The 25,316-nt window shown below is 62.7% G+C and carries 15 protein-coding genes; 8 read left to right on the top strand and 7 right to left on the bottom strand.

Going from position 1 to position 25,316, the window contains the following annotated elements; genetic code table 11:
- The first annotated feature begins 4 nt into the window (after positions 1-4).
- Positions 5-1,192, top strand: a complete 1,188-nt coding sequence (locus J3Q04_RS16835; RefSeq protein WP_420764839.1) for a molybdopterin molybdotransferase MoeA — start codon at positions 5-7, stop codon at positions 1,190-1,192.
- 60 nt (positions 1,193-1,252) lie between these two features.
- Here J3Q04_RS16835 and J3Q04_RS16830 read toward each other — a convergent pair whose 3' ends face one another.
- Positions 1,253-1,561 (bottom strand): hypothetical protein, encoded by a 309-nt coding sequence (locus tag J3Q04_RS16830; RefSeq protein WP_434563170.1) that lies wholly within the window; start codon positions 1,559-1,561, stop codon positions 1,253-1,255.
- A 348-nt stretch (positions 1,562-1,909) separates the two neighbouring features.
- On the opposite strand from J3Q04_RS16830, the gene yegS reads away from it, so the two are divergent.
- Complete coding sequence (yegS, locus tag J3Q04_RS16825; RefSeq protein ID WP_420764769.1) at positions 1,910-2,827, top strand: lipid kinase YegS; 918 nt, start codon at positions 1,910-1,912, stop codon at positions 2,825-2,827.
- On the opposite strand, the gene J3Q04_RS16820 is transcribed toward yegS, so the two are convergent.
- The 3 genes from J3Q04_RS16820 to J3Q04_RS16810 form a co-directional block, all read right to left on the bottom strand.
- The gene (locus J3Q04_RS16820) at positions 2,811-3,470 is read right to left on the bottom strand and encodes a response regulator (RefSeq protein WP_420764768.1); all 660 of its coding nucleotides are present in this window, start codon (positions 3,468-3,470) and stop codon (positions 2,811-2,813) included. The two genes, yegS and J3Q04_RS16820, sit on opposite strands and share 17 nt — an antisense overlap.
- Positions 3,467-4,360, bottom strand: a complete 894-nt coding sequence (locus tag J3Q04_RS16815; RefSeq protein ID WP_434564091.1) for a sensor histidine kinase — start codon at positions 4,358-4,360, stop codon at positions 3,467-3,469. Before J3Q04_RS16815 ends, J3Q04_RS16820 begins: the two co-directional genes overlap by 4 nt.
- A 225-nt stretch (positions 4,361-4,585) precedes the next feature.
- Positions 4,586-5,053, bottom strand: coding sequence for a hypothetical protein (locus J3Q04_RS16810; protein WP_420764767.1), 468 nt, complete (start codon positions 5,051-5,053; stop codon positions 4,586-4,588).
- 482 nt (positions 5,054-5,535) lie between these two features.
- Here J3Q04_RS16810 and J3Q04_RS16805 point away from each other — a divergent pair, with 482 nt between their 5' ends.
- Positions 5,536-6,459 (top strand): chemotaxis protein CheV, encoded by a 924-nt coding sequence (locus J3Q04_RS16805; RefSeq protein ID WP_039588994.1) that lies wholly within the window; start codon positions 5,536-5,538, stop codon positions 6,457-6,459.
- A 71-nt stretch (positions 6,460-6,530) separates the two neighbouring features.
- Positions 6,531-7,340, top strand: coding sequence for an MOSC domain-containing protein (locus tag J3Q04_RS16800; protein WP_434610452.1), 810 nt, complete (start codon positions 6,531-6,533; stop codon positions 7,338-7,340).
- A gap of 87 nt (positions 7,341-7,427) precedes the next feature.
- Here the strand turns inward: J3Q04_RS16800 and J3Q04_RS16795 are convergent, their stop codons facing one another.
- Positions 7,428-7,712: a pyrimidine/purine nucleoside phosphorylase gene (locus J3Q04_RS16795; RefSeq protein ID WP_003183665.1), complete on the bottom strand. Its 285-nt coding sequence runs from the start codon at positions 7,710-7,712 to the stop codon at positions 7,428-7,430.
- Positions 7,713-7,791: 79 nt separating this feature from the next.
- Positions 7,792-8,334: an exonuclease domain-containing protein gene (locus tag J3Q04_RS16790; protein WP_434563176.1), complete on the bottom strand. Its 543-nt coding sequence runs from the start codon at positions 8,332-8,334 to the stop codon at positions 7,792-7,794.
- Positions 8,335-8,547: 213 nt separating this feature from the next.
- Between J3Q04_RS16790 and J3Q04_RS16785 the strand changes: the two genes are divergently transcribed.
- The 3 genes from J3Q04_RS16785 to J3Q04_RS16775 all read left to right on the top strand — a co-directional run bounded on the left by J3Q04_RS16785 (position 8,548) and on the right by J3Q04_RS16775 (position 11,122).
- Positions 8,548-9,207, top strand: coding sequence for a TetR/AcrR family transcriptional regulator (locus J3Q04_RS16785; RefSeq protein WP_434610455.1), 660 nt, complete (start codon positions 8,548-8,550; stop codon positions 9,205-9,207).
- Between the two features lie 39 nt (positions 9,208-9,246).
- Entirely contained in the window at positions 9,247-10,041 is a 795-nt protein-coding gene (locus J3Q04_RS16780) for a substrate-binding periplasmic protein (RefSeq protein WP_434610457.1), read from the top strand.
- A 67-nt stretch (positions 10,042-10,108) separates the two neighbouring features.
- The gene (locus tag J3Q04_RS16775; protein WP_434610459.1) at positions 10,109-11,122 is read left to right on the top strand and encodes a GNAT family N-acetyltransferase; all 1,014 of its coding nucleotides are present in this window, start codon (positions 10,109-10,111) and stop codon (positions 11,120-11,122) included.
- 103 nt (positions 11,123-11,225) lie between these two features.
- Here J3Q04_RS16775 and J3Q04_RS16770 read toward each other — a convergent pair whose 3' ends face one another.
- On the bottom strand, positions 11,226-11,774 hold the full coding sequence (locus tag J3Q04_RS16770; RefSeq protein WP_039589001.1) for an RNA polymerase factor sigma-70: 549 nt from the start codon (positions 11,772-11,774) through the stop codon (positions 11,226-11,228).
- 282 nt (positions 11,775-12,056) lie between these two features.
- On the opposite strand from J3Q04_RS16770, the gene J3Q04_RS16765 reads away from it, so the two are divergent.
- Positions 12,057-25,043, top strand: coding sequence for a non-ribosomal peptide synthetase (locus J3Q04_RS16765; RefSeq protein WP_434610461.1), 12,987 nt, complete (start codon positions 12,057-12,059; stop codon positions 25,041-25,043).
- Positions 25,044-25,316 lie beyond the last annotated feature (273 nt).

The following is a 25,316-nucleotide window of genomic DNA, read 5'->3' as shown; positions in this document are numbered from 1 at the left end:
CTTGATGGCCGTCGAAGTCGCGCTGGAGCGCTTGCTCCAAAGCGCGGCGGCTTCGCCAATCGTCGAGCGTGAGCGGGTTTCACTGGCGCAAGCGCAGGGGCGGATCCTCGCCGAAGATCTGGTGGCGACGCTCGACCTGCCGCCTTGGCCCAACAGTGCCATGGACGGCTACGCGTTACGCCTGGCCGATTGGCGCGGCGAGCCACTGGTGGTCAGCCAGCGGATTTTCGCCGGGCAGGCTCCGGAGCCCCTGGTCGCGGGAACCTGCGCGCGGATCTTCACTGGTGCGCCGATTCCGGTCGGCGCCGATTGCGTCGAGATGCAGGAAAACGTCGAGCTTGAGGATGACCAGCGGGTGCGGTTCATCCAGCCCCTGGCGATCGGGCAGAATATCCGCCCTCAAGGGCAGGAAACGACCGTTGGCGAACGGGTGCTTTGTGCCGGCACCCGCCTGGGCCCGATTGAGCTTGGGCTGGCGGCCTCCCTGGGATGTGCATCGTTGGAAGTCGTGCGCAGGGTGCGCGTTGCGGTCCTGTCCACGGGCGATGAATTGGTGGAGCCTGGCCAGCCCCTTGGGCCGGGCCAGATCTACAACAGCAATCGCGTGTTGCTCTGTGGTTGGCTGCAACGCCTGGGATGCGAGGTTATCGATGCAGGTATCCTGCCCGATGACCTGCCCACTACCCGCAAATGCCTGGCCCAACTGTCGGATGTCGACCTGATCCTGTCGACTGGCGGTGTATCGGTGGGGGAGGCTGACTTCCTGGGCATCGCCCTTCGTGAGGAAGGCGAGCTGACGCTGTGGAAACTTGCCATCAAGCCGGGAAAACCCCTGACATTTGGGCATTTTCGCGACGTGCCGGTCATAGGCCTGCCCGGGAACCCTGCTTCGACGCTGGTGACCTTCGCGTTGTTGGCTCGGCCTTATCTGTTGCGACGCCAGGGCGTTCAGTCAGTGGCGCCCCTCAAGTTCAAGGTGCCGGCCGGTTTCGCCTGGCCGAAGGCTGGCAGCCGGCGCGAATACTTGCGAGGCCGCATCGAAAATGGTCGAGCAATCATCTATCGCAACCAGAGTTCGGGAGTCCTGCGCAGCGCAGCTTGGGCCGACGGACTGGTCGAGGTCCTCGAAGAGCGGACGTTGGTCGAAGGCGATGAAGTGGGCTTCATTCCTTTGAGCGAGGTGCTGGGTTAGTCCTGCATCGCATTCATTGGCGACGGCCTGAGCTGGGCTCGGGCCGTTGCGGTTTTGCCTTCATCGCGACAGTAGCATCACCAGTTGATCGAAACGGCTGTTCGCGACCCACCCCAGCAGGCCGACCACCACCGCCGCCGCGCCTGCCAGATAGGCAAGTCGGTGGCGAACCGCCTTGACGTCGGTACGAATTTCATCCATGTCCCTGCGGATGTACTTGAGGTGGGTTTCCAGTTCAACGACGCGCGGTTCCAAATCAATTCCTCCAGCGGGATTACTGCAACTTTTGCCTTCGTTTTTGGCGTCGGCCCGCTCGCTCCCGAAGGATACGAAGTGGCGGGGCGACACCTTGCATTCATGGCTGCGCATAGGACGTTCCTTCCCTGTGGCCATGATTAATCGAGCGATTCAGCGGGCCTCTACGGGCCGTGACATATCCATCCATGGGTGACACATCCTTGTCTAAATGATCGTTTGCCGGTTAAACGCAACAGAATGCCAAGGTGTCTCAATATGCCCAGGGGGTCAATTGAGCTGATTCGCCACGTCTTGTAAGAAAATTCTTTGAATAAGAAAAAGCCATGGGAAGGCTGTCCCCACCTTCGTGGCATCGGCCCGAACGCCATGCTTTTTCATATAAATTGAAGGAGGCTGGGCTTTTTCCAGTGAATGAGCGGTCCCATTTCCTGAACCTTCTTTCCAATGACGGAGACAACAATGAGCAAAGGCAAGGCGCTATTGATCCTGCATGGCAAGCAAGCGCTCAACGAAGAGGTTCGCGCCGCAGTGATGCTCAAGCGCAAACAGGGTTGGGACCTCGCGGTCCGGTTGACTTGGGAAGCTGGTGATGCCCGGCGATGTGTGGAGGAAGCACTGGCGGCCGGTTATACCCAGTTGATTGCCGGTGGCGGCGACGGGACCTTGCGCGATATTGCCGAGGCCATTGCCCAGCACTCTGGCGATGCCAGCCTGGTATTGCTGCCGCTGGGCACGGCCAACGATTTTTCCCGGGCCGCCGGTGTCCCGCTGGAGCCGGAGCGGGCCCTGGACTTGCTGGAGGTTGAGCCTCGGGCGGTCGATCTGGGTGAGGTCGGCGGGCGGATTTTCCTTAACATGGCCACGGGCGGCTTCGGTAGCCAGGTAACAGCGAACACCTCGGAAGACTTGAAGAAAATTCTCGGCGGGGCCGCCTATCTGTTCACCGGCCTTTCAAGGTTCGGTGAGCTGAGTGCAGCCTATGGCGAACTGCAAGGGCCTGGTTTCCAATGGCGCGGCGATCTGCTGGCGCTGGGGATAGGCAATGGCCGGCAGGCCGGCGGGGGGCACATGTTGTGTCCGGAGGCGTTGGCCGATGACGGGCTGCTTGATATCAGTATCCTGCCGGCGCCGCAGGAGGTGGTGAGCACGCTGAAGGACCTGCTGGCCGGTGGCCTGGGTATCGACAACATGTTCGTGCGGGCACGCTTGCCCTGGGTGGAAATCAAGGTAGCCCAGGGACTGGATATCAATCTGGATGGCGAACCACTACAGGTCGATGATCTGCGTTTTACCTTGCGTCCCAAGGCACTGCGGGTGCATCTGCCGGTGGACTCGCCGCTATTGGGATCCCCCGGATTGCTCAATCGTCCAGGCTGATGATCTGCTCGCGCACCGCAAACAGCACCAGGCCCGCCACGTCATGGATTTGCAGGCGTTTCATGATCTGGGCGCGGTGGGTTTCCACGGTCTTGATGCTCAGGCTCAAGCCGTTGGCGATTTCCCGGGTGGACTTGCCACGCACGATCAACCGCAGGATCTCCAGCTGACGCGCCGTCAGGTTATGGGTCGGGGCAGGATGGGGCGGCTGTTTCTGCACCCGGGTCAGTGCCTGGTTGATCACGGTATGGGCGATGGCCGGGCTCAGGTAGCGTTCGTTGTTGCGCAGCGCTTCCAGGGCGTGCTCCAGCTCGGTGGGAGTGGCGTCCTTGAGCAGATAGCCATGGGCTCCGGACTCCAGCGCCTGCATGATCACCTCTGGGTCTGTGTGCATTGACAGGATCAACACCTTGCTCTGGGGGCGGACCTGCTTGAGCTGTTGCAAGGCTTGCAGGCCGCTGGTGTCTTTCATGGAAATATCCAGCAGCACGATATCGGGGTTCAGTCGTTCTACCAGCTCCAACAGTTGGGCGCCGTCATTGGCTTCGCCGACCACGGCGTAGCCAGGCAGGTCGAGGACCAGGGCGCGCACACCGGCCCTGATCAGCGAATGGTCATCTACCAGAAGCAAATTACAAGTCAATGGAGAACCTTATTCTTGCTGGCCCGTTCCAGGGTGCGAGGCGCCCAGGGAAAGCGAGCTTCGATATGCGTGCCTTTGCCGGCCTCGCTGGTTACCTTCAGGGCGCCGCCCAGTTGTTCGACCCGTTCCGACATGCCGGCCATGCCGCGTTGCCCTTCGCGGGCGGGATGGATGGCGGGGACAAAGCCCCGGCCGTCGTCGCTGATGAGCAGCGTCAGCCCTTCGGGCAGTCGTTGCAGGCGTACCAGCAGGTTTTTTGCCTGGGCGTGGCGCAGGATGTTGGTGACCGCTTCCTGTGTGATCCGAAAAGCCGCCACTGTCATTTCTTCCGGGATACCCGTCATGCGTTGCTGGCAATCCAGGCTCCAGTTTACGGGGGTATTAGCCAGGGTCTTGAGCAGATGCGCGCGCAGGCTGGCTTCGAGCCCCAGGCTGGTCAGTTGCCTTGGATTGAGGATCGCCGACACGTCGCGCACCTTGTTCAACGTTTCTTCCAGCGTCTCGCTGAGCACGGAGCATTGGCCTTGCAGCTCTTGCGGCATGCGACGCTTGAGCCATTCGCTCTGCAGTTTTGCCGCTGTCAGCAATTGGCCAATGTCGTCGTGCAGTTCGCGACTGAGGCGATGGCGCTCGTTTTCCTGGACCTCAAGCAGCCGGTCAGCGAGTTCCTGCGGCTGGAATTTGATGGATTTTCGTGACAACCGATACTGGATCCAGACACAGGCAAGGGCTGCGACATTCAGCACCAGCAAGCTCAACGGCACCGTGAGGGCCGACAGGTAAGCCAACAGACAACCGAGGGTCGAGCAGATGCACAGCAACAGCGTGAACCGGCGGGCGTTTTCTCGGGAAGGTGGCCAGGAAATGAATGACTTGAAGCTGGCGTACATAGCGGATGGAGCCAATGGGTGTTCGCTGCGGGCAAGCCGGTCAGCGCATCTGACGGGCCGGGTCGGGTAAACGTTTCAGGTCGGGGATTGCTTCAGTTGGCGGCGGCTGGTTGAAGCGAACGACGCGAGACATAGTACCACTTCAAATATCGTTGGTCGCGCTCGGCTTGGCGGCCCGAAAGCTCCGTGCGCCGGGCACATGGCACCAGGCAGCGACAGGCAGCTTCATGCTTGTTTCTGGGCGTAGGGCACCAATGCCAGCGGGCGCGGTGGTTGTAACGCCTGACAAGGGCTCTGACCCACCTGGAAGGCGAAGGCTTCGATCAGCGACGTCTGTTCGCTGTTGTCCAGGCCCAGTTTGCCGGTGGTGTGGTCGACCAGCTCCAGCTGCCAGGCCATGAGCGTGAAACAATCCTTGAGCGCGACCAGCGCCTGCTCATGCAGTTCCATGTCCTGCGCATGGCTGAGCAAGCCGTGGATATGCAGTGAAAACTCCGAAACGGCCTCCAGCGCCAGCGCATCGGCCTTGTTTGCCAGCTTCAGCAGCGTGCTGAGCATGCAATCAATGGCGTCTTTATCGTTGCTGATCAATTGCAGGTGGCTCAGGCATTCCTCTGACTTGGCCAAGAGGGTCTCGGCTTCGACCAGGAACTCAGGAAGGCGCTGGCTCCAATTCTTGCGATCGTTCGGCATGCTTATCTCCACAACATCATGTCAGGCGAAAAGTAAATCGCGCGTGGCGAACGGTTGGATCTCATGGCCGACAACGAACCAATACGCCCGGCGCGCCCATGCGATCCGGCAAAGGGCTGCTGTTCGCAAACGATTGCACGGGCGGGATCAGCCGAAAGGCATGAGGTTCGGTGTCCTGCGATGGCGCACAAAAGCCTGACTCCGTTCAGCAATGAGAATGGCGTCACATTAATGGCTATTGGATAGCGCGAATATCAGGTTGGACCTGATTGTGCCTAGGGGAATCCCTTAGGCAGGGGAACTTCGTGCGCAAACCGGAGTCGCGCAGCGAAAAAATAACGGATGAAAACGGAACGCCAGTAAACCATGATGTTAATGTGACATCAATCCCCGAAGGGAGTATTTCGTGTCGGGGTCAAGATCCGGCCCCGGCAGCCGATAAGCCTTTACAAGATTCATCCGAACAAGCCCAGGAGTCATCGATGGCCGGCATTCTCGACACAGTAGATCAGCGAACCCAACTGGTGGGTGAGAATCGCCTGGAAATTCTCATGTTTCGCCTGGCAGGGCGGCAATTGTTTGCCATTAACGTGTTCAAGGTCCAGGAAGTGTTGCAACTGCCGAAGCTGACCTTGATGCCCCAGCGCCATCCTTTCGTCTGCGGCGTGGTCAACCTGCGGGGCCAGACGTTGCCAGTCATTGATCTGTCCCAGGCCATCGGCATGCGTCCGCTCGTGCCCGGGCCGAACAGCACCATCATCGTCACCGAGTACAACCGCTCGGTCCAGGCGTTCCTGGTGGGGGGCGTGGACCGCATCGTCAACATGAACTGGGAAGCCATCCTGCCACCGCCGACCAGCGCCGGCCGCGAGCATTACCTGACGGCCATCAGCAAGGTGGACGATCAGTTGGTGGAAATCATCGACGTGGAGAAGGTCCTGGCGGAGATCGTCCCCTACAACGCCAAGGTTTCCCGAGACAAACTCGAAGACCCGGTGCTGGAGCGCGCCCGTGGTCGCGAAGTCTTGCTGGTGGACGATTCCAACGTAGCGCTCTCCCAGTTGCGCGATACCCTGGGCCAGTTGGGCGTGAAGATGCACATCGCCAGCGACGGCTTGAAGGCGTTGAACATGCTCAAGGCCTGGGCTGATTCCGGCGAGGTGATGACTGACAAGTTGCTGATGATCTTCACCGACGCGGAAATGCCAGAGATGGACGGCTATCGCCTGACCACCGAAATCCGTAACGACCCGCGGCTGCGTGGGCTCTATGTGGTGCTGCACACCTCGCTGTCCGGTAGCTTCAACGACTCGATGGTCAAGAAGGTCGGCTGTGACAATTTCCTCTCCAAATTCCAGCCGGACAAGCTCGTTGATGTAGTACGCCAACGGTTGATGCTCGACTGAAGCCAATCCGGGTTTGTTTCATCGACCGGCTCGTATAAGGTTGCGTTTTTTCGCCACCAGGAACGTCGATCATGTTGCGGCTGAGTGCGCTTTACCGTTATCCGTTGAAGTCCGGCAAGGGGCAGCAGGTCCAAGGGATTGGCCTGGACAAGCTCGGGCTCGACGGTGATCGTCGCTGGATGCTGGTGGATGAGGCCAGCGGACGGTTCCTGACCCAGCGAGCCGTGGCGAAAATGAGCCAGCTTTCGGCGCTGTGGAACGAGGCGGGTGGCCTTACGCTCAGTGCGCCGGGCCATGGCGTCATCGAAGTGCCGTTGCCGCCTGCCCACGAAGAACAGCGGCGCGGCGTGATCATCTGGCGCGACACGTTGCGCGTGCCGGATGCGGGCGACGAGGCGGCTGCCTGGGTCAGCGCGTTCATCGGCAATCCTACCCGGCTCGTGCATGTGCCAGTGGAGTTGGCCCGCACCACAGCCGCCGGGTATGGCAAGGACGATGACAAGGTGGCCTTCGCCGACGGTTTTCCCTTGCTGTTGATCGGCCAGGCCTCATTGCAGGACCTGTCTGGCAGGGTAGGTCGCCCGCTGGAAATGCTGCGTTTCCGTCCGAACCTGGTGGTCGAGGGCAGCGAGGCGTTCGCCGAAGATGGTTGGAAGCGTATCCGTATCGGCGATATTGAGTTGCGCGTGGTCAAGCCGTGCTCGCGCTGCATCATGACCACGATCGATCCGCAGACCGGTGAGCGCGATCCGCAGCGCGAGCCTTTCGCGACGTTGCTGCAGTACCGTTCGACCCCGGACGGTGCGATGTTCGGGCAGAACCTGGTCAATGACGGTAATGGCAGCCTGGAAGTGGGCATGCCGGTCGAAGTGCTGGAATAAAAAATGCCCGTGTCATTGGACACGGGCATTTCATTTAACACGCAATCGCTTTTGCCGTGGGGGCAAGCGCCCTCGCTACGGTCCGACTCAGCCGCGATATTCGCACAGGTAAGCCGTGTCGACGGCGACCTTGAGCTGGAACTTGCTGTTGGCCGGGACGTTGAACTGGCTGCCGGCCGCGAAGGTTTCCCAGTCGGTGCTGTCAGGCAGTTTCACGGTCAGGGCGCCGGAAACGACGTGCATGATTTCCCGCTGGGCGGTGCCGAATTCGTATTCGCCCGGTGCCATGACGCCGATGGTCGCGGGGCCTTCGGCAGTGCCGAACGCGATCGACTTGACGGTGCCGTCGAAGTACTCGTTGACTTTGAACATGGGCGATTCCTCGAGAAAGGGCTGAAAAAGGCCGGCCAGTATGCACAAGGCCACACGGGCCGTCATCTGCTACGCCGGGTCAGCCCGTCAGCACCAGAGGCAATAGTCGCGCTGTATTGCGGGCGTCCTCGAGCGCGCGGTGCTGTTGTCCGCAAAATTGCAGCCCGGCCAGTTGCAGCGCGCTATTGAGCCCCAACGGTCGTTCCAACCGGCGGGCCTTGGCAAAACGTTGCTTGAGGTTCATGTGCGGCACTTGGCCGAGGAGGCTGTGCAATCGCTGTTGCTGCCATTCCTGAAGCAGCTGCTTGCGATCGTAGTCGCCCCAACTGACCCAGCCTTCCAGGTTGGGGTGGTAGGGCGCCAGCCAATGTTCGAACGCCGGCCAGACCTCGGTCAGAGGCCCGGCACTGTCGATGTTGGCCTGGCTGATGTGGGTCAGCGAGCGACAGAAAGGGGTGAGCAGCGGTCGCCTCAGCGGCCGTACGAACCGCTGGAAATGATCGATTTCCCGGCCGTCTCGATTCACCAGGGTCGCGCCGATTTCGATAATTTCCATTTCGGTTACCGGCCAGCCACCTTCATCGGTGGTGGCCTCCAGATCAATCACCAGCCAGTGAGGCATTGCAGAGTTCCCGGTATCGACGTGCTGATGGGTTTGAGCGTAGTCAAACCCGGCGCTTGCGCCTAGCCCTATCGTGAGGCGCCGACACGAAGGACCGAGCGCAGGTTCTTGCGCCCGAGCGCTTGCTTGGTTGCCCCGGCCAGCTTAAATTGCCGTGTCACTGCGATTCTGAGAGTGGCCGCGCATTGATCGTTCGACTGAGGAGCAAAGTAGGTGAACGAGCAAAAAGCCTTGGACGTGATGCGTGAGCTGGTCGACGCCGGGCAACTGACCGATCCGGACAGCGCTCGCGGCAAACTGCTCCAGACCGCCGCCCACCTGTTCCGCAACAAAGGCTTCGAGCGCACCACGGTGCGGGATCTGGCCAGCGCCGTGGGCATTCAGTCGGGCAGTATTTTTCATCATTTCAAAAGCAAGGACGAAATTCTGTGGGCGGTGATGGAAGAGACCGTCCGCTACAACACCGCGATGATGCGGGCAGCCCTGGCAGAGGGCGGCAGCATTCGCGAGCGGGTGCTGGCGTTGATCCGCTGTGAATTGCAATCGATCACGGGGGAAAACGGCGAGGCGATGGCGGTGCTGGTCTACGAATGGCGCTCTTTGTCCGAGGAAGGGCAGCGGCAAGTGCTGGCCTTGCGTGATATCTACGAACGTGTGTGGCTTGAAGTCCTGGGAGAGGCCAAGGAGGCCGGGTATATTCGCGGGGACGTATTCGTTACCCGACGTTTCCTGACAGGTGCATTGTCCTGGACCTCCACCTGGTTTCGCGCCGGAGGTAGCCTGAGCCTTGATCAATTGGCTGACCAGGCGCTGATTCTGGTATTGCAAGAAAACGATAAACCAGCGGCTGGCCAAGCGCCTGAAACCGCCTAGCGTGAACAAATTGAACGGACTTCTGGGGGAGTGGTTATCTTGACGTTTTCGCCGATGGGGGTGACCTCGCGCGTTCTGGCTGCTCTGGCCTTGTTATGGATGTTGCCCGTCGAGGCGGCGCAGCTGGTCCGGATCGGTGCGGCACATTTTCCGCCCTATACCGTTCGACCCGAAAAAGGTGCGGACACCGGCCTGCTACCGGAACTGGTCGAGGCGTTGAATCGCGCCCAGGCCGATTACCAGTTTGTGCTCGTCCCTACCTCGATCCCGCGGCGCTTCAATGATTTCAAGCAAGGCCGGATCGACATGGCCATCTTCGAAAACCCTGACTGGGGTTGGCAGGATGTGCCGCATACCACGGTGGACATGGGCCTGGAGGATGCGGAGATCTTCGTGACCCAGCGTTTGCCTGACCGCCAGCAGAGCTATTTCGCGGACCTGCGGGCCAAGCGGCTGGCTCTGTTCAGCGGTTATCACTACGCTTTTGCCGAGTTCAATGCCGATCCCAAGTTCCTGATCGGCCAGTTCAACGCCACGCTGACGTATTCCCATGACAGCAATCTGCAAATGGTCTTGCGTGGGCGCGCGGACGTTGCGCTGGTGACCCGTTCGTACCTCAGCGACTATCTGCTGCGCAATCCTCAAGTCGCTCCGCAACTGCTCGTGTCCGAGCGTATCGACCAGATTTATCACCATTTCGCGCTGCTGCGACCCCAGGCGCCGATCTCCGGGGAGGCGTTTGGGCAATTGCTGGGCAAGTTGAGAGACAGCGGGCAGCTGTTGGAGATTTTCATGCCCTACCAGATCGAGCTCGTGTCGACCCCTCGCCACTGAGGCGACACTAAATTTCCCCTTCCGGCTCACGTCACACGTTGATTACCGACGAATACGTGAGCCTTCAATGCCTGACCTCAATCCTGCAGCGACGCTGCCCTTGCCCGGCGGTCGCTGCCTGGGCGCCGATGAAACCGAACGTCACCTGAGCCTGATGCTCGAAGGCGCGCCGCTGATCCGGCTGCGCCTGGAACGGGGCGCGCCCTTGCACGTGCATTTGCAGGAAACCAACGGGCGCCCGGTGGGGCCGGCGCTTTGGGCGGCCTGCTATTGGCTGTTTACCCGGGATCCGGGCTGCCAGTGCCTGGTCTGGCATCTTGACGAGCGTCCTGGTGAAGCGTTGCTCAGCGGCCTGCTGGTGGGCACCGCGCAACCCAACGAATACGCATGCGAACGTACGCTGTTCTGGCAACTGCCGCAGCCCTGGCTGGGGGAGTCGTTCAGTGGCAGTTATCCGCAACAGATGATCATCACCGATGGCAAGCGTCATCCTCGCCGGCCCATCAAGCCTCGGGGCGAGGTGTATCGGCGTTTCGACGCGCGGCTGGGCGCCTGGGTGTCCTTGCGAACCCTTGAAATCGAGCAGGACCTGACGCGTTTCAATCGTTGGCAGAACAGCCCTCGGGTCGCCAGCTTCTGGCAGGAGGAGGGTAGCCTGGAGCAGCACCGGGAGTACCTGGGCAACTTGCAGCACGACCCTCGGGTCTTGACGCTGATCGGCTGTTTCAGCGACGAGCCATTCGCCTATTTCGAGGCCTACTGGGCCAAGGAGGATCGAATCGCGCCGTTCTACCAGGCCAACGATTATGACCGTGGCATTCACATGTTGGTGGGCGAGGAACAACACCGTGGCCCGCATAAGGTCGCCAGCTGGCTGTCGGCATTGGTGCACTATCTGTTTCTGGACGATCCGCGCACCCAGCGCGTGGTGGCCGAGCCCCGGGCCGACAACGCCCGCATGATCGGGCATCTGCACAACCAGTGTTTCCACTGCGAAAAGGAATTCGACTTTCCGCACAAGCGAGCGGCGCTGATGATCCTGGGGCGCGAGCGGTTTTTTGACCGGTGTTCGTTGATGTAAATCTCACCGCAATTCTCAAGGCCCCATCGCGAGCAAGCTCGCTCCCACATGCACTGCGACGACGCTTGCGTGGGAGTGAGCTTGCTCGGTCAGCCCCGCGGAATCACCGCCGAGCGAAGGTATCTCCACGCACCCCGGACACCTTGCGGCAATGCACCAGGGCATCGCGGATCATGAAGTTCACCAACGTCGGCGAGACCCCCAGCTCCTTGGCGATGTCTTTCTGCGGCACGCCGTGCAGGCGATACATCTCGAAGGCATAGCGGGTGCGGCTCGGCAACTCGGTCAGGGCCTCGGCAATGTGCTCGAGCGTGGAGAAGTTGATGTGAGACGTTTCCGGCGAAGCACCCTGGATCACCACGTTCAGCCCTTCCTCTTCCGGCCCCGAGTATTTCTGTTCCAGCGCTTGCTTGCGGTAATGATCGATGGCCAGGTTGCGCACGATCTGGAACAGATAACTGAGCTGGGCCTTGAAGGACGAGGTGATCTGGGGCGCCGACTGCAACCGGAAAAACGCATCCTGGACCACATCTTCGGCCCGGGACCGGCAGCCCGTGATACGCGCTGCGATCTTGACCAGGATGGTTCGGTTATCGACGAATGCCTGGAGTAGCGGTGAGTCGCACCTGCTTGTGGATACTTGTTCCGTCATGGAATTCACCTTGCTGCAAATAGTTAGCAGGACGACCGGTCCGGCGGACATGTCCTACACATCGACGGCCAAATTAGGCGTAATGATAATTATTGTCAATTGAGAAGAAGAATTATTGATGAAAGGAAGTCCAGCCCGATAGCTGCGACCCGTTGCCGCGGCGCGTGATGGCTTGCAGTTCTGCCACCCGCGTGAGGACAAGGTCGCCGACTAATTATTTGCCGGTGTTATCCGTCCCCATGGGTGACCACTTGCAAGCCGAATTTCAGGCAGGAACCCCCCATGACCGACGCGTTCGAACTTCCCCGCACCCTGGCTCACGCACTCCAGCGCCGCGCCGCGTTGACCCCGGATCAGGTGGCCTTGCGCTTCCTGGCCGATACCCCGGAGCAGGGCGTGGTGTTGAGTTATCGCGACCTGGATCAACGCGCCCGGACCATCGCCGCCGCCTTGCAGGCCGAGGCCCGATTCGCTGATCGAGCGGTGCTGTTGTTCCCCAGCGGCCCGGATTATGTCGCGGCATTCTTCGGTTGCCTGTATGCCGGCGTGATCGCCGTACCGGCCTATCCGCCGGAATCCTCCCGTCGGCATCATCAGGAGCGCTTGCTGTCGATCATCGCCGATGCCGAGCCGCGGCTGTTGCTGACCACCGCTGACCTGCGCGACACCTTGCAAGCCATCGAATCGGCACCGCCGGTGCTGTGCGTCGATACGCTCGATCCGACCCGCGCCGAGCAATGGCAAGCGCCGCAGCTGCAACGCGATGACATTGCTTTCCTGCAATACACCTCCGGTTCCACCGCCTTGCCAAAGGGCGTGCAGGTCAGCCACGGCAACCTGGTCGCCAATGAACTGTTGATCCGCCGTGGCTTCGGCATCGATGTGAACCCCGACGATGTCATCGTCAGCTGGCTGCCGCTTTACCACGACATGGGCCTGATTGGCGGCTTGCTACAGCCGATCTTCAGCGGCGTGCCTTGCGTGCTGATGTCGCCGGCCTATTTCCTCGCCCGGCCGTTGCGTTGGCTCGAAGCGATCAGCGAGTACGGCGGCACCATCAGCGGCGGCCCGGACTTCGCCTATCGCTTGTGCAGCGAACGGGTCAGTGAGTCCGCCCTGAGCCGCCTCGACCTGAGTGGCTGGCGCGTGGCCTATTCCGGCTCCGAGCCGATCCGCCTCGACAGCCTGGAGCGCTTTGCCGGGAAATTTGCTGCGTGCGGCTTCACGGCCGACCGTTTCATGGCCTCCTACGGGCTCGCCGAGGCGACGTTGTTCGTGGCCGGCACGCCACGTGGCCGAGGCATCCCATCGATGCGCATGGACGATGCAGCCTTGACGCAAAACCGTGCCGAGCCGGGGCAGGGCTGCGCGGTGATGAGTTGTGGCGTGAGCCAGCCGGATCATGCGGTGCTGATCGTCGAACCCAACACCCTGCAACCGCTGGCCGACAGCCAGGTGGGCGAGGTCTGGGCCGCCGGCCCGAGCATCGCCCACGGTTACTGGCGCAACCCCGAGGCCAGCGCCAAGACCTTCGTCCAGCATGACGGCCGCACTTGGCTGCGCACCGGCGACCTGGGTTTTATGCGCGAAGGCGAGCTGTACATCACCGGCCGCCTGAAGGACATGCTGATCGTGCGCGGGCACAACCTCTACCCCCAGGACATCGAGCAAACCATCGAACGGGAAGTGGAAGTGGTGCGCAAAGGACGGGTTGCCGCCTTCGCCGTCGATGAGGCGGGCGAGGAAGGCATCGGCATCGCTGCTGAAATCAGCCGTAGCGTACAGAAGATCCTGCCCCCCGACGCCTTGATCAACGCGATTCGCCAGGCCGTGGCCGACGCCTGCCAGCAAGCGCCGAGCGTGGTGGTGCTGCTCAACCCGGGGGCGCTGCCCAAGACGTCCAGCGGCAAACTGCAACGTTCGGCGTGCCGCGCCCGGTTGGCGGACGCCAGCCTCGACAGCTATGCACGGTTCCCCTCGGCCAAGGCTGAAACCGGCGATGAAACCGCGCCATCATCCGAGCTGCAAGAATTGATCGGCCGCCTCTGGTGCGAGCAGCTACACGTTGAGCGGGTTCGTGGCGACGATCATTTTTTCCTGTTGGGCGGCAATTCCATCGCAGCCACCCAAGTCATTGCGCGGCTGCGTGAAGTGCTTGGTCTGGAACTCAACCTGCGCCTGCTCTTCGAAGCGCCAACCCTGGACGCGTTCGCGACGGCAGTGGCAAATCTGCAACAGGACGGCGGCCAGGCCCAAGGCGCCATCAAAGCGTTGGCGCGCGATGAAGCCCTGCCGCAGTCCCTGGCCCAGAACCGTTTGTGGCTGACCTGGCAGCTGGACCCTGCCAGCCGCGCCTACAACATCCCCGGCGCTCTGCGCCTGCGCGGTGAGTTGGACGAACAAGCGCTGCGCGCCAGCCTCCAACAATTGACCGAGCGCCATGAATCCTTGCGCACACGGTTCCTGGAGCGCGACGGCGTGGCCCTGCAGCGGATCGATCCGGCCGGCGAGTTCAATCTCCAGGTGATCGACCTCAGCGACGTGGCCACCGATCAACGCGAAGCCCAGGCCCAGCGTATCCGCGAAGACGAAGCAGCCACTCAATTCGACTTGGAAAAAGGCCCGCTGCTGCGGGTCGCCTTGCTGCGCCTGGCGGAAGACGATCACCTGCTGTTGGTGACGATGCACCACATCATTGCCGATGGCTGGTCGATGAATGTCTTGATCGAAGAATTCTCGCGACTGTACGCCGCAGCGTCCCAAGGACAAATCGCCGCGCTGGCGCCGTTGCCGCTGCAATACGCCGACTACGGCAGTTGGCAACGGCAATGGCTTGCCCAGGGCGAAGCCGATCGCCAACTGGCGTATTGGAAACAGCAGTTGGGCGACGAGCACCCGACCCTGGCGCTGGGCACCGACCACCCGCGCAGTGCCCAACTGCGTCGCAGCGCCTCGCGCCATAGCCTGCGCGTGGACAAGTCACTCAGTGATGCTCTGCGCCAGATCGCCCAGGCCCATGACGCGACGGTGTTCATGCTGTTGCTGGCGGCGTTCCAGGCCTTGTTGCAGCGCTACACCGGTCAGTCCGACATTCGCGTCGGCGTACCCAACGCCAACCGCCCGCGCCTGGAAACCCAAGGCTTGATCGGTTTTTTCATCAACACTCAGGTGCTGCGTGCGCAAACCGATTCGCGTCAACCCTTCGCCGCGCTGCTGGCCCAGGCCCGGGAGGCGACGCTCGCCGCCCAGGCCCATCAGGACCTGCCCTTCGAACAGCTGTTGGAAGCCTTTCCCCAGGCTCGCGATCAAGGTCTGTTCCAGGTGATGTTCAACCACCAGCAGCGGGACCTCGGCGCGTTGCGGCGTCTGCCGGGACTGTTGGCGGATGAGTTGCCATGGCACAGCCGCGAGGCCAAGTTCGACCTGCAGTTGCACAGCGAAGAAGACCGCAACGGTCGGCTGACACTGTCGTTCGACTACGCAGACGAGTTGTTCGAGGCGGCAACCATCGCGCGCCTGGCCGAGCACTTTTGCAGTTTGCTGCGGGCGGTCTGCGCTGATCCGCAGCAGGCCCTGGGCGATTTGCCGTTGTTGAGCGCCGATGAACTCGCCCAGCAGCAGCGTTGGGCGGCGGCACCCTGCGCGCCCGCCACGCAATGGCTCCCGGAACTGCTTAATGACCAGGCCCGGCTCACACCGCAACGCAGGGCATTGCAGTGGGATGGCGGCTCGCTGGACTACGCTGAATTGCACGCCCAGGCCAATCGGCTGGCCCATTATCTTCGGGACAAAGGCGTGGGCCCGGACGTGTGCGTGGCGATTGCCGCCGAGCGCTCGCCGCAATTGCTTGTTGGCGTGCTGGCGATCATCAAGGCAGGTGGCGCCTACGTGCCGCTGGATGTCGATTACCCGAGCGAACGCCTGGCCTACATGCTCCACGACAGCGGCGTCGATCTGCTGCTGACCCAAACCGCGCTGCTCGAACGCTTGCCGGCCTGCGAGGGCGTCAGCGTCATCGCCATGGATGCGCTGCACCTGGAGCAATGGCCGAGCAACCCGCCGCGGTTGCACCTGCACGGCGATCATCTGGCCTACGTGATCTACACCTCCGGCTCGACCGGCCAACCCAAGGGTGTCGGCAATACCCACGCGGCCCTGGCTGAACGCTTGCAGTGGATGCAGGCCGCCTATGAGCTGGATGAAACCGACGTGTTGATGCAAAAGGCGCCGATCAGTTTCGACGTGTCGGTGTGGGAGTGCTTCTGGCCGCTGATCGCTGGCAGCCGATTGGTCCTGGCCGGCCCGGGGGAACACCGCGACCCGCACCGCATCGCTCAATTGGTCGAGCAGTTTGGCGTAACCACGCTGCACTTCGTCCCGCCGTTGCTCAGCCTGTTTATCGACGAGCCGTTGAGTGCCCGTTGCACCGGCCTGCGGCGGATTTTCTCCGGGGGCGAAGCCTTGCCAGCCGAATTGCGTAACCGGGTGCTGGCGCAGTTGCCGGCGGCGCAATTGCACAACCGTTATGGCCCGACCGAAACCGCGATCAACGTCACTCATTGGCACTGCACCGCAGAAGATGGCGAGCGCTCGCCCATCGGCCGTCCCTTGACTAACGTGCTGTGCCGCATCCTCGACAGTGAACTCAATCCCGTGCCCGCCGGCGTGCCGGGTGAGCTGTGCATCGGTGGCCTGGGCCTGGCCCGGGGTTACCTCGGGCGCCCCGGGTTGACCGCGGAGCGCTTCGTCGCCGACCCCCAAGGGCTGGCGGGCGCGCGGCTCTACCGGACCGGGGACCGGGCGCGCTGGGGTGCCGACGGCGTCATCGAATACCTCGGCCGCCTCGATCAGCAGGTGAAGCTGCGCGGTTTCCGCGTCGAACCTCAGGAAATCGAGGCGCGGTTGCTGGCCCAGGACGGCGTCGCCCAGGCGGCGGTGCTGGTGCGCGATACGGCGGCCGGTCCGCAGTTGATCGGCTATTACACCGCAGCAGTCCTTGATGAAGACGATATCGTCCAGGCCGCGCGCTTGAAAAACGCCCTTGCCAGTGAGCTGCCTGACTACATGGTGCCCGCCCAACTGCTGCGCCTGGACGCCATGCCCCTGAGCCCGAGCGGCAAGCTCGACCGTCGTGCCTTGCCCGAGCCGCAATGGCAGGTGCGCGAACACGTCGAACCGGCCAGCGCTCTCGAACGGCAGATCGCCGCGATCTGGCGCGACGTGCTGGGCCTTGCCCGCGTCGGCTTGAGGGACGATTTTTTCGCCCTGGGCGGCCATTCGTTGCTGGCGACCCAGATCATTTCCCGTACGCGCCAGGCCTGCGATGTCGAGCTGCCGTTGCGTGCGTTGTTCGAAGCCAGTGAGCTGGGAGCGTTCGCCGAGCAAGTGCGGTTGATCCAGGCCAGCGGCCGGACCAACCGTCAGCCGCCGATCGAGAAAGTCGACCGCAGCCAACCGGTGCCGTTGTCCTATTCCCAGCAACGCATGTGGTTCCTCTGGCAGATGGAACCGCATAGCCCGGCCTACAACGTCGGTGGCATGGCGCGGCTGCGCGGGGTGCTGGATGTCGGGCGCTTCGAAGCGGCGTTGCAGGCGTTGATCCTGCGCCATGAAACCTTGCGCACCACGTTCCCGAGCGTCGACGGCGTGCCTCGCCAGCACGTACACGACGAGACGGGCCTGCGCATGGACTGGAAGGACTTCTCCATGCTCGACGCCGACATTCGCCAGCAACGGGTGCAGCAACTGGCCGACAGCGAAGCTCACGAGCCCTTTGACCTGGAAACCGGGCCGCTGCTGCGGGCATGCCTGGTCAAGACCGCCGAGCACGAACATTACCTGGTGCTGACGCTGCATCACATCGTCACCGAGGGCTGGGCGATGGACATCTTCGCCCGGGAGCTAAGCGCGCTGTACGAAGCCTTTATCGATGATCGCGAGTCGCCGCTGGAACCGTTGCCGGTGCAGTACCTGGACTACAGCGCCTGGCAGCGCCAGTGGTTGGAATCCGGCGAGCGCCAACGCCAACTCGATTACTGGACCGCGCAGCTGGGCCGCGAACATCCCTTGCTGGAATTGCCGGGGGACCGCCCGCGTCCGCCGGTACAAAGCCATCGCGGCGAACTGTTCCGTTTCGACCTCAGCGATGACTTGGCCGCACGGGTTCGTGCCTTCAACGCCGAGCATGGCTTGACCCTTTTCATGACGGTGACCGCTGCCCTGGCCGTGCTGCTTTATCGCTACAGCGGCCAGACCGACCTGCGCATCGGCGCGCCGGTGGCCAACCGCATCCGTCCGGAAAGTGAAGGGTTGATCGGCGCGTTCCTCAACACCCAAGTGCTGCGTTGCCAACTCGACGGGCAGATGTCCGTTGGCGAGCTATTGGAGCAGGTGCGCCACACCGTGATCGAGGGCCAGTCCCACCAGGACCTGCCGTTCGATCATCTGGTGGAAGCGTTGCAGCCACCGCGCAGCGCGGCGTACAACCCGCTGTTCCAGGTGATGTGCAACGTGCAGCGGTGGGAATTCCAACAAAGCCGCACGCTGGCCGGCATGAGCGTCGACTATCTGGTCAACGATGCGCGGGCCACCAAGTTCGACCTCAACCTGGAAGTCACCGATCTGGACCGGCGCCTGGGTTGCTGCCTGACCTACAGCACCGATTTGTTCGACGAGCCACGCATTGCCCGCATGGCCGGGCACTGGCGCAACCTGTTGGAAGCGCTGTTGGTGGATCCGGCCCGGCGGCTGAGCGAGCTGTCGTTGCTGGAGGCCGGCGAACAGCGGCAGTTGCTCGAGAGTCTGGGCGAAGAACCGGGCGAGCATCGCCTGGATCGATGCATCCATTCATTGTTCGAAGAACAGGCCAGGGTGCGCCCGGACGCGCCGGCGCTGACGTTCGCCGAGCAGACCCTGACCTATGGCGAACTCGAACGCCGGGCCAATCGCCTGGCCTGGATGTTGCGCGAACGTGGTGTCGGGCCTCAGGTTCGCGTGGGCCTGGCCCTGGAGCGCTCGCTGGAAATGGTCGTCGGCTTGCTGGCGATCCTCAAGGCGGGTGGCGCCTACGTGCCGCTGGATCCGGAATACCCGCTGGACCGCTTGCTCTACATGATCGAGGACAGCGGCGTCGGTCTGTTGCTCAGCGATCGGGCCATGTTCCAGGCCCTAGGCCCACTGCCGGAAGGCGTGCAGCGCTGGTGCCTGGAAGACGACAGCGCGGCCGTGGCGGATTACCCCGACCAGTCACCAGGGCTGATCAATCTGCCGCAACACCAGGCTTACTTGATCTACACCTCCGGCTCCACCGGCAAACCCAAGGGTGTGGTGGTGTCCCACGGCGAAATCGCCATGCATTGCCAGGCGGTGATCCAGCGCTTCGGCATGCGCCCCGAAGACTGCGAGCTGCATTTCTATTCGATCAATTTCGACGCCGCCACCGAGCGCTTGCTGGTGCCCTTGCTCAGCGGGGCCCACGTGGTGCTGCGCGCTCAGGGCCAGTGGGATGCCGAGGAAATCTGCGGCCTGATTCGCCAACACCGCATCAATATCCTCGGTTTCACCCCCAGCTATGGCAGCCAATTGTCGCAATGGCTGGCGACCCAGGGCCAGACGCTGCCGGTGCGCATGTGCATCACCGGTGGTGAGGCCCTGACCGGCGAGCATTTGCAGCGTATCCGCGCCGCATTCAGCCCGGATCTATTCTTCAACGCCTACGGGCCGACCGAAACCGTGGTCATGCCGCTGGCGAGCCTCGCCCCGGAGCGACTGGAGGAGGGCGCCGGCAGCGTGCCGATCGGCAGCGTGATCGGTGCTCGGGTCGCCTACATTCTCGACGCCGACCTGGCATTGGTGCCGCAGGGCGCGACCGGTGAGTTGTACGTTGGCGGCGCCGGGCTGGCCCAGGGTTATCACCAGCGCCCGGGCATGACCGCCGAGCGTTTCGTCGCCGACCCGTTTGCCGCCAATGGCGGACGGTTGTATCGCACTGGCGATTTGGTGCGCCAGCGCGCCGACGGCCAGGTGGAGTACCTTGGACGCATCGACCATCAGGTGAAGATTCGCGGTTTCCGCATCGAGCTGGGGGAAATCGAAAACCGTTTGTTGGAGCACGATGCCGTGCGCGAGGCCGTGGTACTGGCCCTGGACATGCCCGGCGGCAAGCAACTGGCCGGTTATCTGGCCACCGACATCGCCGCTCAGGACGCCGCCGGGCAAGCGTCGCTGCGCGAAGCGTTGAAGAACCACCTCAGGGCGCAGCTACCGGACTACATGGTGCCCGCGCACTTGATCCTGCTGGCGAGCATGCCGCTGACCGCCAACGGCAAGCTCGACCGCCGCGCCTTGCCGATGCCGGATCCGGAGCTCAATCGCCAACAATACGTGGCGCCGAGCAATGCCTTGGAGCAAGCGCTGGCGGCAATCTGGTGCGACGTGCTGAACCTGAAGCAGGTCGGCCTCAACGACAACTTCTTCGAGCTGGGCGGCGATTCGATCCTGTCGATCCAGGTCGTCAGCCGGGCCCGGCAACAGGGCCTCCACTTCACGCCACGCGACCTGTTCCAGCACCAGACCGTGCAGGCCCTGGCGGCGGTCGCAACTCGCAGCGAACAGGTGAGCGCCGAGCAAGGGTTGTTGAGCGGTGAGTCGGGGTTGACGCCGATCCAGCACTGGTTCTTGGCCAACGAAATACCCAACCGTGAACATTGGAACCAGGCGTTGTTGCTGGAGCCGACCACGCCCTTGGAAGCGGATGGTCTGGAGCAAGCGTTGCGCGCCGTTTTCGAGCAGCACGACGCCTTGCGCCTGGGCTTTGGCAACAGCGCCGGTCAGTGGCGCGCCGAGCATCAGCCAGTGTTCGAGGGAGCGCTGCTGGAAACGGTATCGGTGGGCTCGCCGCACGCCTGCGAAACCGTGTTTGCCCAGGCTCAGCGTGGCTTCGAACTGGCGACTGGGCCGCTGCTGCGGGCCGTGCTGGCGCAGCTACCGGACGGTCGGCAGCGCCTGCTGATCGCGATTCACCACCTGGTGGTGGACGGTGTGTCATGGCGGGTGCTGATGGACGATCTGCAAACGGCTTACCGCCAATGCGTCGCCGGACAAACGCTGCAAATGCCAGCCAAGACCAGCCCCTTGCGTGATTGGGCCGCGCGTTTGCGGGCCTACGCCGGTAGCGAATCCCTGCGCGAGGAAATGAGCTGGTGGCAAGGTCAGTTAAGTGGTCCGCAGGTGACACTGCCTTGCGCGCGTCCCGACGGCGGGCGGCAGGAACGGCATGCCGACATCGTCAGCCTGCGCCTGGACGCCGAGCGCACCCGGCAATTGCTGCAACAGGCGCCCAGTGCCTACCGCACCCAGGTCAATGACCTGTTGCTCACGGCGCTGGCCCGGGTGCTGTGCCGTTGGAGCAATCACGATTCGGCGTTGGTCCAGCTCGAAGGTCATGGTCGCGAGGCGCTGTTCGATGACATCGATCTGACCCGCACCGTGGGATGGTTTACCAGTGTCTATCCGCTGCGCCTGAGCCCATCGGCCGATGATATCGGCACCTCGATCAAAGCCATCAAGGAGCAACTGCGCGCCGTGCCCCATAAGGGCCTCGGCTATGGCGTGCTGCGTTACCTGACAGACAGCGGCACCCGCGAGGCGATGGCCGGCCTGCCGCAAGCGATGGTCACTTTCAACTACCTCGGCCAGCTCGACCATGCCCTCGGCCAGGACGCGCTGTTCCGACCGCTGGACGAGCCGCTTGGCGCGATTCACGACCCCGACGCTCCGCTGCCCAACGAGCTGAGCCTCGACTGCCAGGTCAGCGGCGGCGAACTGGCGCTGCGCTGGACCTTCAGTGCCGAGCGCCATGACCGCCAGAGCATCGCCGTGCTGGCCAACGCTTACCTCGACGAACTGCAGCACTTGATCGAACACTGCCTGACGGACGAGGCGGGCGGCCTGACGCCGTCGGACTTCCCGCTGGCGAAACTGACCCAGGCGCAACTGGACAACCTGCCGGTGCCGGCCGCGGAGATCGAAGACGTCTACCCACTGACGCCGATGCAGGAAGGCATGCTGCTGCACACCTTGCTGGAACCGGGCACGGGCCTGTACTACATGCAGGACCGCTACCGCATCAACAGTGAACTCGACCCTCAGCGTTTCGCCCAAGCCTGGCAGGCGGTGATCGCCCGTCACGAAGCCTTGCGCGCCTCGTTCTGCTGGAATGTCGGTGAAGACATGCTGCAGGTCATCCACAAACCCGGCCGCACGCCGGTGCAATACCTCGACTGGACGCAAGTACCCGACGACGCCCAGGAGCCCAAACTCCAGGCGCTGCTCAAGAGCGAACGGGAGGCCGGTTTCGATCTGTTGAACGAGGCGCCGTTCCACTTGCGCTTGATCCGGGTTGGCGCGGCGCGTTACTGGTTCATGATGAGCAACCACCACATCCTCATCGATGCGTGGTGCCGTTCGCTGCTGATGGACGATTTCTTCGAAATCTACACGGCCCTTGGCGAACAGCGCGAGCCCCACCTGGCCGTGCCGCCGCGCTATCGCGACTACATCGGTTGGCTGCAACACCAGAGCCTGGCCGAAGCCCGGCAGTGGTGGCAGAAGAACCTGCAAGGCTTCGAGCGGACCACGCCGATCCCCGCGGATCGACCGTTCCTGCGCGAGCACGCCGGTGACAGCGGCGGCATGGTCGTCGGCGATTGCTACACCCGGCTCGACGTTCGAGACGGTGCGCGTTTGCGCGAGCTGGCCCAGGCCCATCAGCTGACCGTCAATACCTTCGCCCAGGCCGCGTGGGCCTTGGTGCTGCGTAGGGTCAGCGGCGATCGCGACGTGCTGTTCGGCGTCACCGTGGCCGGCCGTCCGGTGGAGCTGCCGCACATGCAGCGCACGGTGGGGCTGTTCATCAACAGCGTCGCCTTGCGAGTGCAGATTCCGTCGGATGACCAGCGTTGCAGCGTGCGCCAATGGCTCAACGGTTTGCTGGACAGCAACATGCAACTGCGCGAGTACGAATACCTGCCGCTGGTGAGCATCCAGGAGGTCAGCGAACTGCCCAAGGGCCAGCCGTTGTTCGACAGCCTGTTCGTGTTCGAGAACGCGCCGGTGGAAGTCTCGGTGCTGGACCGCGCCCAGAGCCTCAACGCCACCTCGGATTCAGGGCGCACCCACACCAACTTCCCGCTGACGGCGGTGTGTTACCCGGGCGACGATCTCGGACTGCACCTGTCCTACGACCAGCGTTACTTCAATGAGTCGACGGTCCAGGGGCTGCTGGGTGAGTTCAAGCGATTGCTGCTGGCGCTGATCGAAGGTTTCCACGGTGACATGGCCGAGCTGGCGCTGATCGGGTCTGAAGAAAAGACTTTCCTCATCGAGGGCTGCAACCAGAGCGAACGTGCCTATCCGCTGGAGCAGAGTTACGTGGAGCTGTTCGAGGCCCGGGTGGCGGCTCATCCGCAACGCATTGCCGCCAGTTGCCAGGACGACAGCTGGACTTACGCCGCGTTGAACGAACGCAGCAACCGCCTCGGTCATGGGCTGATCGAGGCGGGCGTCGGTCTCGACCAGCCGGTGGCGCTGCTGGCCGAGCGCGGCCTGGACTTGCTGGGCATGATCATCGGCAGCTTCAAGGCCGGCGGCGGTTATCTGCCGCTGGACCCAGGCCTGCCGAGCCAACGCCTGAGCCGCATCATCGAGCTGAGCCGCACGCCGTTGCTGGTGTGCACGAGAGCTTGTCGCGAACAGGCGTTGGCCTTGCTGGAAGAGTTCGCCTGTGCCGGGAGGCCGAAGCTGCTGGTCTGGGAAGACGTCCAGGGCAGTGATACGGCGGTGGACAATCCTGGCGTTTACAGCGGGCCGGACAACCTCGCCTATGTGATCTACACCTCTGGCTCCACCGGCTTGCCCAAAGGCGTGATGGTGCAGCAGCGCGGCATGCTCAACAACCAGCTCAGCAAAGTGCCGTACCTGGCGCTGGATGAAACGGACGTGATCGCCCAGACCGCGTCCCAGAGCTTCGACATTTCGGTGTGGCAGTTCCTGGCCGCCCCGTTGTTCGGCGCCCGGGTGGACATCGTGCCCAATGCCATCGCTCACGATCCCCAAGGACTGTTGGACCATGTGGGTCGTCAGGGCATTACCGTGCTGGAAAGCGTGCCTTCGTTGATCCAGGGCATGCTCGCCCAGGAGCACACCGGTCTGGATGGCTTGCGCTGGATGCTGCCCACCGGCGAAGCGATGCCACCGGAACTGGCCCATCAATGGCTGGTACGTTACCCCGACATCGCCCTAGTGAATGCCTACGGACCGGCGGAATGTTCCGATGATGTGGCGTTCTTCCGGGTCGACATGGCCTCGACCCGTGGCACCTACCTGCCCATCGGCACGCCGACCGACAACAACCGTTTGTACGTGCTCGACGGCGCGCTGGAACTGGTGCCGTTGGGCGCGGTGGGCGAGTTGTGCGTCGCCGGCACCGGAGTGGGGCGTGGTTATGTCGGCGATCCGTTGCGTACGGCGCCGGTCTTCGTGCCCAACCCGTTCGGCGCGCCGGGCGAGCGGCTGTACCGCACTGGCGACCTGGCGCGCCGCCGCAGCGATGGCGTGCTGGAATACGTCGGGCGCATCGATCATCAAGTGAAGATCCGCGGTTACCGCATCGAACTGGGGGAAATCGAAGCACGGCTGCATGAGCAGCCCGAAGTCCGCGACGCGGCGGTCGGGGTGCAGGAGGGCGTCAATGGCAAGCATCTGGTGGGCTATCTGGTTGCTGCCGACTCGACGCTCAGCCCGAGCGAACGCCTGGATCGGATCAAACAGCGCCTGCGCAGCGAGCTGCCCGAATACATGGTGCCGCTGCACTGGCTGTGGCTCGACCGCTTGCCCCTCAATGCCAACGGCAAGCTCGATCGCAAGGGGCTGCCGGCGTTGGAAATCGGCCAGTTGCACGGCCACGACTACCAGGCGCCCGCCAATGCGCTGGAGCAGACCCTGGCGGATATCTGGGCCGAAGTGTTGAAGGTCGAGCGGGTGGGGGCGCGGGACAATTTCCTTGAGCTGGGCGGGCACTCCTTGCTGGCGACACAAATTGCCTCCCGCGTGCAGAAGGCCTTGCAACGCAACGTGCCGCTCAGGGCGATGTTCGAGTGCAGCACCGTGGAGCAATTGGCTGAATACATTGCGGGGTTGCAAGCCAGCGAAATGACCGAGGAGAAAGTGGACCGGTTGAATGATCTGATGGCGGAGTTGGAGGGATTGTAGTGCTGTGATGCCTGTCGCGGCCTCATCGCGACAGGCTCGCTCCCACAATGGATCGGAGTCCAGAGATCAAAATGTGGGAGCGAGCCTGCTCGCGATGGGGGGCGAGACTTTTGTCGCGGTTTTGTGATCGAACCGTCGAGCTATCGTCAGTGGCTGCGTTTATCTACTGTCAGACCTTACAGGTCGTTACGAAGCGGTTTAGCCCAGCGGTTGACGCTCAGTGCGGGTCACGGCAGTCTCCCCTGGGCCATTCCATTGCCAAACAAGGAGGTC

The sequence above is a fragment of the Pseudomonas sp. D4-21 genome, assembly GCF_051132125.1.
GTDB lineage: Bacteria > Pseudomonadota > Gammaproteobacteria > Pseudomonadales > Pseudomonadaceae > Aquipseudomonas.
This window is presented reverse-complemented; position numbering and strand designations above follow the sequence as displayed.